This window comes from Pseudomonas sp. SG-MS2 (genome assembly GCF_009933855.1).
GTDB lineage: Bacteria > Pseudomonadota > Gammaproteobacteria > Pseudomonadales > Pseudomonadaceae > Aquipseudomonas > Aquipseudomonas putida_E.
In genome coordinates, this window is the sequence record NZ_MOMO01000097.1 from 47,437 (window position 1) to 62,465 (window position 15,029).

The 15,029-nt window shown below is 65.5% G+C and carries 13 protein-coding genes; 10 read left to right on the top strand and 3 right to left on the bottom strand.

Annotated elements, in window-relative coordinates; all coding sequences use genetic code 11:
* Positions 1-77 precede the first annotated feature (77 nt).
* The 3 genes from BLX42_RS07965 (at position 78) to BLX42_RS07975 (ending at position 4,184) form a co-directional block, all read left to right on the top strand.
* A complete protein-coding gene (locus BLX42_RS07965; RefSeq protein WP_161871518.1) occupies positions 78-1,625 on the top strand; it encodes an AMP-binding protein in 1,548 nt (515 codons plus the stop codon).
* A 15-nt stretch (positions 1,626-1,640) separates the two neighbouring features.
* On the top strand, positions 1,641-2,804 hold the full coding sequence (locus BLX42_RS07970; protein WP_161871519.1) for an acyl-CoA dehydrogenase family protein: 1,164 nt from the start codon (positions 1,641-1,643) through the stop codon (positions 2,802-2,804).
* Positions 2,805-2,909: 105 nt separating this feature from the next.
* Positions 2,910-4,184, top strand: coding sequence for an MFS transporter (locus BLX42_RS07975; protein ID WP_177011253.1), 1,275 nt, complete (start codon positions 2,910-2,912; stop codon positions 4,182-4,184).
* On the opposite strand, the gene BLX42_RS07980 is transcribed toward BLX42_RS07975, so the two are convergent.
* Entirely contained in the window at positions 4,169-5,131 is a 963-nt protein-coding gene (locus BLX42_RS07980) for a LysR family transcriptional regulator (protein ID WP_115274421.1), read from the bottom strand. The genes BLX42_RS07975 and BLX42_RS07980 overlap by 16 nt on opposite strands.
* Positions 5,132-5,286: 155 nt before the next feature.
* Between BLX42_RS07980 and BLX42_RS07985 the strand changes: the two genes are divergently transcribed.
* From BLX42_RS07985 to BLX42_RS07995, 3 genes are read left to right on the top strand one after another with little or no spacing between them, the layout of a single operon-like run.
* Entirely contained in the window at positions 5,287-6,633 is a 1,347-nt protein-coding gene (locus BLX42_RS07985; RefSeq protein ID WP_161871521.1) for a DUF1329 domain-containing protein, read from the top strand.
* A 28-nt stretch (positions 6,634-6,661) separates the two neighbouring features.
* Positions 6,662-7,048: a YidH family protein gene (locus BLX42_RS07990; RefSeq protein WP_012314999.1), complete on the top strand. Its 387-nt coding sequence runs from the start codon at positions 6,662-6,664 to the stop codon at positions 7,046-7,048.
* Positions 7,041-7,340 carry a DUF202 domain-containing protein gene (locus BLX42_RS07995; RefSeq protein WP_161871522.1) on the top strand — a complete coding sequence of 100 codons (300 nt, stop codon included), beginning with the start codon at positions 7,041-7,043 and terminating at the stop codon, positions 7,338-7,340. The genes BLX42_RS07990 and BLX42_RS07995 overlap by 8 nt, the downstream gene beginning before the upstream one ends.
* An 18-nt stretch (positions 7,341-7,358) precedes the next feature.
* On the opposite strand, the gene BLX42_RS08000 is transcribed toward BLX42_RS07995, so the two are convergent.
* Positions 7,359-9,317: an alkyl/aryl-sulfatase gene (locus BLX42_RS08000; RefSeq protein WP_161871523.1), complete on the bottom strand. Its 1,959-nt coding sequence runs from the start codon at positions 9,315-9,317 to the stop codon at positions 7,359-7,361.
* Between the two features lie 101 nt (positions 9,318-9,418).
* Positions 9,419-10,318: a LysR family transcriptional regulator gene (locus BLX42_RS08005; protein ID WP_046785767.1), complete on the bottom strand. Its 900-nt coding sequence runs from the start codon at positions 10,316-10,318 to the stop codon at positions 9,419-9,421.
* A 67-nt stretch (positions 10,319-10,385) separates the two neighbouring features.
* On the opposite strand from BLX42_RS08005, the gene BLX42_RS08010 reads away from it, so the two are divergent.
* From BLX42_RS08010 to BLX42_RS08025, 4 genes are all read left to right on the top strand, one after another.
* The gene (locus BLX42_RS08010; protein WP_218176492.1) at positions 10,386-11,657 is read left to right on the top strand and encodes a 3-hydroxyacyl-CoA dehydrogenase; all 1,272 of its coding nucleotides are present in this window, start codon (positions 10,386-10,388) and stop codon (positions 11,655-11,657) included.
* Positions 11,654-13,441, top strand: coding sequence for an acyl-CoA dehydrogenase C-terminal domain-containing protein (locus BLX42_RS08015; RefSeq protein ID WP_161871525.1), 1,788 nt, complete (start codon positions 11,654-11,656; stop codon positions 13,439-13,441). Before BLX42_RS08010 ends, BLX42_RS08015 begins: the two co-directional genes overlap by 4 nt.
* A 41-nt stretch (positions 13,442-13,482) precedes the next feature.
* A complete protein-coding gene (locus BLX42_RS08020; RefSeq protein WP_161871526.1) occupies positions 13,483-14,646 on the top strand; it encodes an iron-containing alcohol dehydrogenase in 1,164 nt (387 codons plus the stop codon).
* 2 nt (positions 14,647-14,648) lie between these two features.
* A partial coding sequence (locus tag BLX42_RS08025; RefSeq protein WP_161871527.1) for a thioesterase family protein occupies positions 14,649-15,029 on the top strand: 381 nt, incomplete at its 3' end.

Here is a 15,029-nt window from a genome sequence, read left to right on the forward strand (position 1 = left end):
TCGGAAACTGGTATTACATCCGCCCGCGCCTGGCTGTTTAGCATCGTCGATGTCTTCCTGTCGACGAGAACAACAACGTGAACCTTGGAAAGATCATTACCCGCAGTGCCCGCTACTGGCCGGACCACACTGCCGTGGCGGACAGCCAGACGCGCCTGACCTATGCCGAGCTGGAGCAGCGCAGCAACCGCCTGGCCTCGGGGCTGGGCGGATTGGGCGTGGCCACCGGTGAACATGTGGCGATCCTGGCTGCCAACCGCGTGGAACTGGTAGAGGCAGAGGTGGCGCTGTACAAGGCGGCGATGGTCAAGGTGCCGATCAACGCGCGGTTGTCGCTGGATGAAGTGGTACGGGTGCTGGAAGACTCCTGCAGCGTTGCGCTGATCACCGATGCCACCTTCGCTCAGGCGCTGGCTGAACGACGCGCGGCCTTGCCGATGTTGCGCCAGGTGATCGCGCTGGAAGGCGAGGGCGGTGACCTGGGTTATGCCGCGCTGCTTGAGCGCGGCAGCGAGGCACCGTGTAGCCTGGACCCTGCCGACGACGCCTTGGCAGTGCTGCATTACACCTCCGGCAGCTCCGGTGTACTCAAGGCGGCCATGTTGTCGTTTGGCAACCGCAAGGCGCTGGTCCGCAAGAGCATCGCCAGCCCCACGCGGCGTTCAGGCCCTGACGATGTGATGGCCCATGTGGGGCCGATCACCCATGCCAGCGGCATGCAGATCATGCCGCTGCTGGCGGTGGGCGCCTGCAACCTGCTGCTCGACCGTTACGACGATCGCCTGTTGCTGGAGGCCATCGAACGTGAGCGGGTGACGCGGTTGTTCCTGGTGCCGGCCATGATCAACCGGCTGGTCAATTACCCCGACGTCGAGCGCTTCGACCTGTCCAGCCTCAAGCTGGTCATGTATGGCGCCGCGCCCATGGCGCCGGCCCTGGTAAAAAAGGCCATCGAACTGTTCGGGCCGATTCTCGTGCAAGGTTATGGTGCCGGCGAAACCTGTTCGCTGGTCACGGTACTGACCGAGCAGGACCACCTGATCGAAGACGGCAACTACCAGCGCCTGGCCTCTTGCGGGCGCTGCTATTTCGAAACCGACCTGCGGGTGGTGAACGAGGCATTCGAGGATGTGGCACCGGGCGAGATCGGCGAAATCGTGGTCAAGGGGCCGGACATCATGCAGGGCTACTGGCGCGCGCCGGCGCTCACCGCCGAAGTCATGCGCGACGGCTACTACCTGACCGGCGACCTGGCCACGGTCGATGAGCAGGGTTACGTGTTCATCGTCGACCGCAAGAAGGAAATGATCATTTCCGGGGGCTTCAACGTGTACCCCAGCGAAGTGGAGCAGGTGATCTACGGCTTCCCTGAAGTGTTCGAGGTGGCAGTGGTCGGCGTGCCTGACGAGCAGTGGGGTGAAGCGGTGCGCGCCGTGGTGGTGCTCAAGCCTGGCGCACAGCTTGACGCTGCAGAGCTCATCGAGCGCTGCGGCCGTGCACTGGCCGGTTTCAAGAAGCCGCGCGGCGTGGATTTTGTCACCGAACTGCCGAAAAACCCCAATGGCAAGGTGGTCCGCCGCCTGGTCCGGGAAGCCTACTGGCAACACAGCGATCGTCGTATCTGATCAGGGAGCATGACCATGTATCAACCGAGTGCAAAAGCTGCGCAGATCATCGAAGCCATCGAAGGGTTCGTCCGCGACCAGGTTCGCCCGCTGGAGCAGGAAATGCAGCTGGACTGGGCGCGCCCACACCCTCAGGCGGTCTTACGGCAAGTATGGAAACGCTCCAGCGAGCAGGGCCTTTACACCCTCATGCTGCCTGAGGCCATGGGTGGTGCAGGTTTGAGCGTGGCTGACCTGTGCGCCGTGAAGGAAGCCACGGTACTGACCGGCTCGATGCTGGCCCCGCATGTATTGGGTGAGCTGTCCGGGCCGCCGCGGGTGGGCCACCTGCTCAAAGTGGCCAGCCCCTATCAGGTGGAGCATTTCCTGCAGCCGGTGTGCCGCGCCGAGAAAGCCGTGTGCTTCGCCCTGACCGAGGCCGAGGCAGGTTCGGACGCCACTGCCATCCGCACCCAGGCGCGCCGCGACGGTGATCACTACGTGCTGAGCGGCAGCAAGCGTTACATCTCTGGTGCCACTTACGCCGACCTGGCGGTGTTGCTGGCCGTGACCGGGCCCGGGCAGGGCGCGCAGGGCATTTCGGCGTTCTTCGTCGACCTCAAGGCGCCGGGCGTGCGTGTCGAAAGCGACTATGCGGTGATGTCCGGTGGTGGGGCTCATGGCGACATCGTGCTGGATGAGGTGCGCGTGCCAGCGGCCAACCTGATTGGCGAGGAGGGCCAAGGGTTCAAGCTGGCCATGGGGCGCATTACCCTCAACCGGCTGCTGCATTGCCCGACCTTGCTGGGTATGGCCGGCCTGGCCCTGAACCTGTCGATCGAGCATGCCCGTAGCCGCAAGCAGTTCGGCCAGCCGATCGCCATGTTCCAGGCGGTCAACCATATGATCGCCGACATTGCCACCGAGCTGCATGCAGCACGCAGTATGGTCTACGCCACGGCGCAGGTGAACGATGCCGGCGGCGATATCCGGACCCAGGCGCCGATGTGCAAGCTGTTCGTCTCCGAGGCCGCATTCCGCATTGCCGACAAGGCCGTGCAGGTGCATGGCGGTGCCGGGTTGATGCAGGGCCACCCGGTGGAATGGATTTTCCGTGCCACCCGAATGATGCGCATCCTGACCGGTACCAGTGAAATTCAGCGCAACACCATCGCCAAAGGCGTGCTGATGCCCGCGTGACCCTCGGGCCGCCTCTGCGGCGGCCTTTTGTTACATTCCACAACAATAACAAGAGTAATCGCCATGACTGTGGATGCTTCCCTGCCCAACCCCCGTACGGCCTGGATGGTGGCCGTGCTGCTGGCCCTGCTGATGCTGGTCAATTTTCTCGATAAGGTGGTGATCGGCCTGGTCGCGGTGCCGATGAGTGCCGAACTGGGCCTGACGGCGACCGAGTTCGGGCTCATTGGCGGTGCTTTGCACTGGTTTTTCGCCCTGTCCGCCGTGGTCGGAGGCTTCATGGCCAACCGGCGCCCCACTCGCACACTGCTATTGGGCATGGGCCTGTTCTGGGCGGTGATCCAGTTGCCGATGCTGTTCGCCACTTCACTGTGGGCCATCGTTGCCTGCCGCGTGCTGCTGGGCATCGGTGAGGGGCCGGCATCGCCGGTCGCCACTCATGCGCTGTACAAGTGGTTCCCCAATGACCGTCGCAACCTGCCTGTGGCGCTGCTGCATGCCGGTAGCGCCATGGGGCTGCTGGTGGCTGGCGCGATGATCCCCTGGGTCAGCCTGCACTACGGCTGGCGCACCAACTTCATCATCCTTTCGCTGATCGGCCTGGTGTGGTGCCTGCTGTGGTGGCGGCTGGGGCAGGAGGGCACCCTTGAGCGCCTGCGCGCCAGCCAGCTCAAGAGCGATGAGCCGGCCATACCGTATCGCAAGCTGCTGAGTGACCCCAGCGTGATGGGCAACTACCTCTGCCACTTCGCCGCCAACTGGTCGCTGGCCCTGACGCTGACCTGGGTGCCCAGTTATCTGCAGGTCGGTATGGGCATCGACCCGCTGCAGACGGGGCGGATCTTTGTGATGTTCGTGGTGGTGACCACGCCGTTGAGCCTGTTGATGGCCTGGTTGTCACAACGCCTGATGCGCCGTGGCGTATCGTCGCGCGTGGCGCGCGGCGTATTCGTCTCGCTGTGCCTGATACTTGCCGGGCTGCTGTCTGCGTCGCTGATGTTGCCAGGCCTGAGCACCGCCGTGCGGGTTGGCGCACTGACTTTAAGTGGCGGGCTGGCACTGGTCATGTACTCCGTGGGGCCGGCCATGCTCGCCGAGTTCACCCCGACGGCCCAGCGGGGCGGGGTGCTTGCGATCGGTAACGGTATCGCTTCGCTGGCCGGCCTGGCTGCGCCAGTGATAACCGGGGTGCTGGTGCAAGGCGCAGGCGCCGAGCACCCTGCAGGGTATGCCCAGGGCTTTCTGGTCTGTGGCGCCGTACTGGTCGTGGCCGGGCTGGCGGGCCTGGTGACCTTGAACCCGCAGCGCACCCTGAAGCGCCTGGGTGAACCGGTTGCGGTCGAGCATGGCGTGCCGGCGCGCTCTCAGACAGCCAGCTGAACCCCCGGCACCGACCCGAGCGGCGCGTCATCGCCGCCGATCAGCTCACCACGCCAACGGCCGCCGAGTACCAGTTCGATCAGCAGCCCGCGCACCAGGTCGTGCAAGCAGCCTGCGGCAAACGACAGGGGCTTGTGCCGTGAGTGCGCCAGGGCAATGGTGCGGCTGATGCGTGGCTCGACGATGAGCCGTGCCTGCGTAGGTTCCAGCAGCTCGCACAGCGGCGGCCAGTTGCTGATGGTCGCCGCTAGCCCTGCGCGCACCAGGCTGGCGATGCCGGGTGCCGACTGCTGCTCGTAGGCGGCCGCCAACGGCACGCCGGCTTCCATGGCCGCCTGTTCGATGCGCCGGCGCAGGTGCAGTGCCTTTGGTGGCAGCACCAGCCGCGTGGCGGCGGCTTCAGCCAGGGTAATGGTGTCGGCGGCGCCGGCTGCTGAAGGGCCGACCCAGTACAGCGCCTCGGTAAAGATCGCCTCGGCTTCGACATGTTCAAGCTCCTCGGCGTTGGGCACCACGCCGAAGTCAACCTTGCCCAGTTCGATGGCCTGGCCACCGTTGCGGCTCAGGCCATCCCACACGGTCAAGGTCACACCGGGGAAGCGCTGTTCGGCACGCTTGAGGATTTCCGGCAGCAGCAGGTCTGCGGCAGTGGCCGGAATGGAAATGGCGACATGCCCCTTGGGGTCACCGCGGCTTGATTTGAGCTCGTCCTTCACCGAATCGAGTTTCTGCACCACCTGGCGGGCCACCTCGTAAAGCTGCCGCCCGGCGTCGGTCAGAACGATGCCGTCGTGCTGGCGGTCGAGCAACTGCATTTCCAGTTCACTCTCCAGCAGGCCGATCTGCCTGCTCAGCGCCGGCTGGGCGATGTAGGCGCGACGCGCGGCCGAGGAGAAACTGCCGGCTTCGACGATTGCGATCAGGTAGCGGAGCTGTTTGAGGGTCATCGCAGCGGTTCCAAGGGTATGCCGAACTGATATGGCACGTATCCGAACACGTTATTTGTGGGGTTCGAAGCGTGGCTCCTAGTATCACCCGGAAAGGGCGTGCCAAGGCAAGCCCGCCCGGCCAGGTCAGCCAACAACAACAAGAGGCCAAACCCATGAAACCTGTCGCCCTGCTGCGAAGCATTCTGTTCGTCAATGCCAGCCTGCTGGCCCTTCACCTTGGCGCCACGCCACTCGCGCCACTGCCCCCGCAGCTGACACCCGTGGGTGCCGAGCGTGCACCCAGCAGTGATGGCCGCATACCGGCCTGGAGCGGGGGGCTGCAACCGGGGCAGGTCTCGCTGGCGGTCAACGGCACGCCACTGGACCCCTACGCCGATGAGCAGCCGCTGTACACCATCACTGCGCAGAACTACCCGCACTATCGCGAGCAGCTCACGGCAGGCCAGGTGGCGCTGTTCGAGCGTTACCCCAGCTCTTTTCGCCTGCCGGTCTACCCGTCGCACCGCAGTGTCGCGGTGCCCGCTCGGGTGAGCGAGTGGGCCAGGCACAACGCCGCCAGCGCCCATCTGGTCAATGACGGCAACGGCGTGCAGGGTTTTGCCGGGGTACTGGCGTTTCCGCTGCCACGCAATGGCCTGCAGGTACTGTGGAACCACCTGACGCGGCCACGCAACGGCAGTTACAGCTTGGCGTCGGACAGCATCACCCCGCGTCGTGATGGTCGCTTCGTCATGTTCAGCGCGCAGCAAACCTTCGCCCGGCCCGATGTGCTGCCCGGCGGCCAGGCAAGCAACGTACTGTATTACCTGAGCTACCGCATGACCGCGCCATCGCGCCTGGCAGGTGATGCCTTGGTGTTGCACGAAACCCTCGACCAGGTCGCCCAGCCGCGCCTGTCGTGGTTGTACAGCAGCAGCCAGCGGCGCGTCAGGCGCGCGCCTGCAGTGGCCTATGACAACATCAGCCCGGGCACTGCCGGGCTGCGCACCGCCGACAGCCGCGACATGTTCAACGGTGCCCCCGACCTTTACCACTGGACCCTGGTCGGCAAGAAAACCCTGCACGTACCCTACAACAGTTATCGCCTGGCTTCGCCACAGCTCAGCTACACCGCGCTGATCGGCCAAGGCCACGTCAACCCGCAGCCAACACGCTACGAATTGCACCGGGTATGGGAGCTGGTCGGTACCCTCAAGCCTGGGGCCGAGCACATCTATGCCAGCCGCCGCTATTACCTGGACGAGGACAGCTGGGCTATCGTCGAGGCAGACTTCTTCGACCACCAAGGGCGGCTGTGGCGCACGGCCCAGGCGCACAGTTACTACCATGTCACCGGGCAGGCACTGGTCAACGCCATGGAGGTGATCTACGACCTGCGCAGCGGGCGTTACCAACTGTCGGGCCTGACCAACGAGCAACCCAAGCCGTTCACCTTCGATCTGCGCACCAGCGCTTCGTACTTCTCACCTGGGGCGCTGCGCAGCCAAGGGCTGCGTTGAGCACCCAGGGCCACACACAGGACAGCCGATGAGTTCCGATCACCATTACAGCGCCTGGGAGCGCTGGTTGCTGGGGCCTGGCAAGCCACCTGACCCGCGCTTCACCCTGGCCAATGAACGCACCTTTCTGGCATGGCTACGCACCGCCCTGGCACTGCTGGGTGGTGCCATTGCCCTTGAAACCTTTGCCGCGCATGCCTGGCCACAGTCCGGGCGCCTGGCCATGGAGTTCGCGTTGCTGCTGGCGAGCCTGCTGGTAAGCCTTGGGGCTGGGTGGCGCTGGCTGGTGGTGGAACGCGCACTGCGTCGCGATGCGCCATTGCCGCTGCCACGGCTGGTACCGCTGCTGAGCGTGGCCTGCGCGCTGGCCTGCGCGGCACTGGTGCCGCTGTTATGGGGGCGTTGGCATGGCTGACGGCACTGTCGACGCCGGTTTGCAGGCCGAGCGTACGGTGTTGGCCTGGCGACGAACACAGTTGTCTTTACTGGTGCTGGCTTGCCTGGCCTGGCGCGGCGGCATGGAGGCTGTGGCGGGCGCGGCAGTGTTGTTGGCGCTGCTGGGCAGGGTACGCGAACGCGCCATCTACCGCCGCGGCCTGGCCATGTTGCGCAGCGAGCGCGGCTGGGCCGCGGCGCGCACCGTACCGCTGACTGCGTTACTGGTGGCCGGGTTGGTGCTAGGGGTGTGGTTGCGCCGCACTGCTTAGCGCGGCGCTATTGGGTGCTCAGGGCGTGACGATATTGAAGCGCCCGTCAGGCTCATCCAGCCCAGCCATGAAACGCATGAACTTCATGCGCTCACCGCTGATGTCGATTCCTCCCGCTTTGGCTTCCTTGAGAAAACCGGTCTGCTTCAGTGCGATGCGGTCCAGGGTGGCCTTGCTCATGTTGATCTGCACATCCGCTTTGGCGTGTTGCGCGTGATCGCGGTGGGTGAGCACCCCGTTGCGCAGGGTAAGGGCGTAGTCTTCGTTGAGGTCGGTGAAGCGCCAGTTGATGGTCAGGTCCTGCTCTGCCGCCTTGGCTGCATCGACGCGCACACCCAGGTAGTCGAAGAACAGCGTCGGGGTCAGTGCGCGTACCAGGTCGTCGGCGCTGCCGCCTTTGCTGGCACCGGCCGCTACGCCGTTGCGCAGTTCCTGCGCACCGGTCAGGTAAGCATTGCGCCAGGTGGCGTTCTCGCTCTGGTAGCCCAGTTGCTCCAGGGCATCGGCTTGCAGGTCACGTGCAGCGCTGTTATCGGATTGGGCGAACACCAGGTGCCGGGTGAGCTCCGCCACCCAGCGGTAGTCGCCCTTGCCGTACGCCTCGCGCGCCAGTGTCAGCACCCGCTCGCTGCCGCCCAGCGCCGCCACATAGCGCTGGCCTGCCTCGCTTGGCGGCAAGGGGTTTAGGGTCGCCGGGTTGCCGTCGTAGAAGCCCATGTAGCGCTGATACACCGCCCGCACGTTGTGGCTGAGCGAGCCGTAGTAGTCGCGGCTGTACCATTTGCTGGCCAGCCGGGGTGGCAGCGAGGTCAGTTCGGCCGCGATCTCGGTAGGGGTGAGGCCGCGGTTGAGCAGGCGCAGCGTCTGGCTGTCGAGGAAGGCGTACATGTCGCGCTGATCGGCCAGGTACTCACGGATCGCCGCGCCGCCCCAGGTTGGCCAATGGTGCTGGGCGAACACCACCTCGGCCTGATCGCCGTAGCGCAGCAGCGACTGGTCCAGGTAGTGCGCCCAGACCTTGGCATCGCGCACCTGTGCGCCACGCAGGGTCAGTATGTTGTGCTGCACATGGGAGGCGTTTTCGGCCATGCACAGGGCTTTGAACGCAGGGAACCACAGGTTCATCTCGGCGGGTGCTTCAGTGCCGGGCGTGAGCTGGAACTCGATATCGACGCCATCGATACGCAGGGTTTCGAACGGTTTTTCGATCAGCCGAGTCGGGGCGATAAGGCTGACTGTGGCATTGGCCGGCACACCCTTGCCCAGCCCCGCGTCAACCTGGCCGCGTGGCCCGCGTGGCAGCGGCGCACCATACATGTACTGCGCCCGGCGCTTCATCGCCGGCCCGGCCAGTACGTTCTCGCTGATGGCATGTTCGAAGAAACCTTGAGGGGCAATGACCTGGACCTTGCCGGCCTTTACGTCGGCCTCGTCGACCACCCCGCGCACGCCGCCGAAATGATCGACGTGTGGGTGGGTGTAGATCACCGCCACCACCGGGCGTTGCGGGCGATGCCTGAAGTACATGGCCAGCCCGGCCCGGGCGGTCTCGACCGACAGCAGCGGGTCCATCACGATCAGCCCGTGCTCGCCTTCGATCAGGGTCATGTTGGCCAGGTCCAGGCCGCGCACCTGGTAGATGCGGTCAGTGACCTTGAACAGCCCGGCGATGGTATTGAGTTGGGCGATGCGCCACAGGCTGGGGTTGACCGTTGCCGGTGCCTCGCCCTTGAGGAAGGCGTAGCGCTGCAGGTCCCAGACCGTTTTGCCATCGGCATTGAGCACCGCCTGGTCGACGCTTTCCAGCAGGCCGCGGCGGGCGTTGTCGAAGTCAGCCCGGTCGTCGAAGGGCAGGCGCTGCAGCCATTGCTGGTTGCTTTGGCGCGTCAGGTCGGTGGCATCGTTGGCCGACGCCTGGGCAAGCACCGCGGAGGGCAGGGCGAGGGCCAGCAGGGTGGGCAGGTAGCGTAGACGCATGGGGTGGTCCTTGTTGTTATGGGGGCAACCACTCTAAGGACAGAGGTTGCCGGCAAACCAATACCACTCTTGCATGGGTGGCCATACCTGAATGCGATGGCTCAGCCGCTGCGAATGTCCATGATGCGCGCTACCAGCCAGGCCAGTGCCGGGTCGTGCTGACGGTGGGCAAGGTACACCAGTTCAAGCTCGAAGGGCTCCAGGGCGAAAGGCAGGTCAAAGACCTGCAAGGGCAGTAGCTGGGCGAAATGGCGGGCCAGTGCGGTGGGCAATACCACGCACAGGTCGGAGCTGGCGGCCAGGTGCGCGGCCTGCAGGTAATTGGGCGTGGTGTAGGCAATGCGCCGCGCCAGGCCCTGTTCGGCCAGCCATTGGTCGACCATGCCCCGGGTCTGGCCGCCGTGCACCCACAAGTGACGCAAGCCCAGGAAGGCTTGCAGATCGAGCGCGCCATCGACCTCTGGGTGCCCCTGGCGCACCGCTACGTGCAGGGTTTCGCTGCGCCAGTGGCGGCGCTCGTAGCGCGCCGGCACATCGTCGAAGCGCCCCAGCACCAGGTCGAGTTCGCCACGGTCGAGGGCGTCGGCCGGCAGGTTGGGTGCCAGGTGCAGCACATCCACGCGCAAGTGCGGCGCCTGGGTTTGCAGGGTGGCGAGCAACCTGGGCATGCACAATTGTTCGGCGAAGTCGGTCAGGGCAATGCGCAGTTGCCTGTGGCTGCGGCCCGGGTCGAAGCTGTCGCCGGCGCCGAGCGTCTGCTCGATCTGTTGCAGCGCCGCGCGAATCGGCCCTTCCAGGGCCAGGGCGCGGGGGGTGGGGCGCATGCGTCTGCCGACCCGCACCAGCAGCGGATCACCGAGCACGTCGCGCAGGCGCGCCAAGGCGTTGCTCACTGTAGGCTGGGTCAGGGCCAGACGCTCGGCAGCGCGTGACACGTTCTGTTCACGCAGCAGCATGTCCAGCACGCGCAGCAAGTTGAGATCGAAGTTGGATATATTCATGTGAAAAATACATGGGATGGAAAATTAGAATTTCAAAAATAGTAGGCGCCTGACTAGGGTGAGGGCAATGCCTTCACCTACCGAATCAGGAGTGTCACGCGTGAGTACTTCCTACAACGTTCAGCAGACGGCCGTGATCGGGGCCGGGACCATGGGCCGCGGCATCGTCATCAGCCTGGCCCGTGCCGGGCTGCCTGTGCTGTGGCTGGACAACGACCCCAGCGCCACCGAGGCTGGCCTTGCCATGCTCGCGCAGACTTGGGCCCAGCAGGTCGGCAAAGGCCGTATCGACCAAGCCCAGGCCGATGCCTGCCTGGCGCGGGTGCGGCAGGTAACGGCCTACACCGAGTTGGCCGAGGCCGACCTGGTGATTGAAGCGGTGTACGAAAACCTGGCGCTCAAGCAAGAGATCTTCCGCACCCTGGACAGCACGCTCAAGCCTGAAGCGATCCTGGCCAGCAATACCTCGGCGCTGGACATCGATGCCATCGCCGCCGTCACCGGGCGGCCTGAACAGGTGTTGGGGCTGCACTTTTTCAGCCCGGCGCATGTGATGAAGCTGCTGGAGGTGGTGCGCGGGCAGCTTACCGCGCCCGCAGTGCTGGACGCGGCTGTGGCGCTGGGCCAGCGCATGGGCAAGGAGGTGGTGGTGGCAGGCAACTGCCCCGGTTTCATCGGCAACCGCATGCTGCGTACCTATGTCGCCGAGGCCCGGCAGTTGCTGCTCGAGGGCGCCACACCGCGGCAGGTGGACGAGGCGCTTCAGGGGTTCGGCTTTGCCATGGGCCCGTTCCGCATGTATGACGTGGTCGGCATCGACCTGGAGTGGCGCGCACGTCAACTGGCCGGGGAGGGGATGGATGCCCCGTTGGTCCAGGTCGACAATGCCTTGTGCGCGCTCGGCCGTTTCGGGCAGAAGGTTGGCCAGGGCTATTACCGTTACGCACCCGGCAGCCGCGAAGCCCTGCATGACCCCGAGGTCGATGCCTTGGTGCTCAAGATCGCTCAGGACCTGGATGTGCGTCGGCGCGTGATCGACGACGAGGAGATCCGTGAGCGCTGCCTGCTGGCGCTGGTCAATGAAGGGGCGAAAATTCTCGAACAGGGCATAGCCAGTGGTAGCCAGGACATCGACCGGGTCTACTTGCATGGGTATGGCTTCCCGGCAGAGACCGGCGGGCCGATGTGCTGGGCCGATCGACAAGGGCTGGGGGTACTGCTGGCCAGGCTGGAGCGGCTGCAGGGCCTGTTTGGCGAGCACTGGCGACCTGCTGGCCTGCTGATGCGCCTGGTCGCGGCCGGCAAGCGGCTGGCTGACGTGAGCGAGGGCCGCGCATGAACTACCGAGCCCCCCTGCGTGACATGCAGTTCGTCCTGCATGAAGTCTTCGATGTGACGCAACATTGCGCCCGCCTGGGCAACGGCCTGGACCGTGAAACCATTGATGGCATCCTTGAACAAGGCGCCCGCTTTGCCAGCGAGGTGGTGGCCCCGCTCAATCGCCAGGGCGACGAGCAGGGCTGCCGCCTGGAGCAGGGGCAGGTGCTGACCCCCGAAGGCTTCCGCCAGGCCTACCGGCTGTATGTCGAGCAGGGCTGGGGCGGCATGACCGGCCCGGCCGAACACGATGGCCAGGGCCTGCCGCAGATGGTTGCAGCCTGTTTTCACGAAATGCTGATGAGCGCCTCGCTGGCGTTTCGTATCTATTCGGGCCTCACCGAGGGTGCTGTGCTGGCCCTGCACCGGCATGGCAGCCCGGCGCTCAAGCGCGACTACCTGGGTAAGCTGGTCAGCGGCGAGTGGGCCGGCACCATGTGCCTGACCGAGCCGCAGGCTGGCACCGACCTGGCGCTGCTGCGTACCCGTGCCGAGCCGCAAGGCGATGGCAGCTATCGCATCAGTGGCAGCAAGATCTTCATCAGCGGCGGCGACCAGGACCTGACCGACAACATCATCCACCTGGTGCTGGCCCGCCTGCCCGATGCGCCGGCCGGAGTGCGCGGCATCAGCCTGTTCCTGGTGCCCAAGTTCGAGTGCGCGGCTGACGGTGGACCGGGCGTGCCCAACGCGCTGGGCTGCGGTGCCCTCGAGCACAAGATGGGCATCAAGGGGGCTGCCACCTGCGTGATGAACTTCGACGGCGCCTGCGGCTGGCTGGTGGGTGAGGCCAACCAGGGCCTGGCCTGCATGTTCACCATGATGAACGATGCGCGCTTTCAGGTGGGGCTGCAGGGGCTGGGCATTGCCGAAGCCGCGTTCCAGGGCGGCCTGACCTATGCCCGCGAGCGCTTGCAGTCGCGCAGCCTGGCCGGCCCGGTGGCGCCCGAGCGCAGCGCCGACCCGATCATCTGCCACCCTGATGTGCGGCGCATGCTGCTCACCCAGAAGACCCTCAGCGAGGGCTGCCGGATGCTGGCGGCCTACGCTGCCCAGGCGCTCGACCTGGAGCAGGGTGCGGCGCAGCCTGAAGTGCAGGCCGCCGCCGGGCGTCGGGCAGCGCTGCTGATTCCGGTGGTCAAGGCCTTCCTCACCGATGTCGGCCAGGAGGTCGCCAGCCTGGGCGTGCAGCTGTATGGCGGCCATGGCTACATTCGCGAGTGGGGCATGGAGCAGTTGATGCGCGACAGCCGGATCACCCAGCTGTATGAGGGTACCAATGGCATCCAGGCCTTGGACCTTGTGCGCCGCAAGGTACTGGCCGACGGCGGCGAGCAGCTGCGCCTGTTGATCGATGAACTGCTGGAGGCGGCGCACGAGTGCCGCGCAGATGACCTGACAGGGATGGCCGAGGCAGTGACCCTGCGCTTGCAGGAGTGGCGCAACCTGAGCGCCGAGGTGCTCGACGCATGCCGCTGCGACCCTCAGGAAATTGGAGCGGTGTCGGTCGATTTTCTTGCCTATTCAGGCTATGTGCTGCTGGCTGCGTTGTGGCTGCGGGCGGCCGAGCGGGCCAGTGCGGCACTGGCCGTCGGCAGCGGCGACAGCGCGTTCTACCAGGCCAAGTTGCACGCAGCGGACTTTTACTGGCGGCGCATCCTGCCGCGCGCAAGTGCCCACTGTGAGGCGTTGCGTGGCGGCGCCCAATGCCTGATGAGCCTGGATGAAGCGCACTTCGCCTTCTGATCGCTGTGCCGTTCACCCACAAGAACAAAAGGAACATGAACATGCAGCCATTCAGTTTTGCCACCACCGCCCAGCTGCTCTGTGAACCGGGCGCCGCTGGCCGCCTGGCCCAGCTTTGCCAGCAACGCGGCGTGCGCCGTGTGCTGATCGTCACCGACCCCGGTATCGTCAGCCTGGGGATGCTTGACGATGTACTGCCTGGCTTCACCCAGGCGAACCTGAGCGCGGCGATTTTCAGTGACGTCAGCGCCGACCCCAGCCATGCCTGCGTGCTGGCTGCCGTCGGCCGGGCCCGGCATATCGGTGCCGAGCTGATTGTCGGCTTCGGCGGCGGAAGCTCCATGGATGTCGCCAAGCTGGTCGCCCTGCTCGCCCACCCAGGGTGCGACCAGACCCTGGAGGCGGTGTATGGCATAGACCAGGCCAAGGGCCAGCGCCTGCCCCTGATCCAGGTGCCCACCACCGCCGGTACCGGTTCGGAGGTCACGCCCATTGCCGTGATCACCACCGGCGAGTGCGCCAAGATGGCGGTGATTTCACCGCTGCTGCTGCCTGACCTTGCGCTGCTCGATGCCGAGCGCACCCTGGGCCTGCCACCGGCGATCACCGCCGCCACGGGCATCGACGCGATGGTCCATGCCATCGAAGCCAGCACCAGCAAGTTCAAACGCAACCCACTGTCCAGCTTGCTGGCCCGCGAAGCCTTGACACTGCTGGCAGGCAACCTCGACCAGGCGGTGCACAACGGCGGTAATCTGCAGGCCCGTCAGGCCATGCTGCTGGGGGCCTGCCTGGCCGGCCAGGCGTTCGCCAACGCACCGGTCGCTGCGGTGCACGCCTTGGCCTACCCGCTGGGGGCGCGTTTTCACGTACCGCACGGGCTGGCCAATGCCTTGGTGCTGCCGCATGTCATGCGCTTCAACCGTAGCGAGGCATTCGCCGACTACGCGGCGCTGGCGCCGGCGCTGTTGGGCGAGCGGCTGGTGCCTGGCGGCCTCCATGAGTTGTGCAGCCAGTTCATTGCCGAGCTGGAGCAATTGGCACCACGCTGCGGCTTGCCGAACCGGTTGCGTGATGTCGGCGTGCCCCGGCACAGCTTGCAACAGCTTGCCGAAGAGGCCCTGCAGCAGCAGCGCCTGCTGGTGAACAACCCGCGCAAGGTCACTCTCGCCGATGCTGTCGAACTCTACCAGGCGGCGTTCTGATCATGGCCAGGGAACGCCCGCTACGCGGCGCCTATCGCCACTTCCAGCCGATCACCACGCGCTGGCACGACAACGACCTGTATGGGCATGTGAACAATGTCGTCTACTACGGGTTTTTTGACAGCGCCGTGAATACCTGGCTGATCGAGCATGCCGGTCTGGATATCCATCGCGACCCGGTCGTGGCCTATGTGGCCGGGTCTGCTTGTGACTACTTCGCCGCGGTCGCCTTTCCGCAACGCATCGAAGTGGGTATCGCGGTCACGGGCACAGGTAACAGCTCGGTGCACTACGCGCTGGCCGTGTTCGTCGAGGGCGAGCCTGAAGCGTGCGCAGCCGGTCGCTTTACCCATGTGTTCGTTGACCGTCGTGAGCAGCGCGCG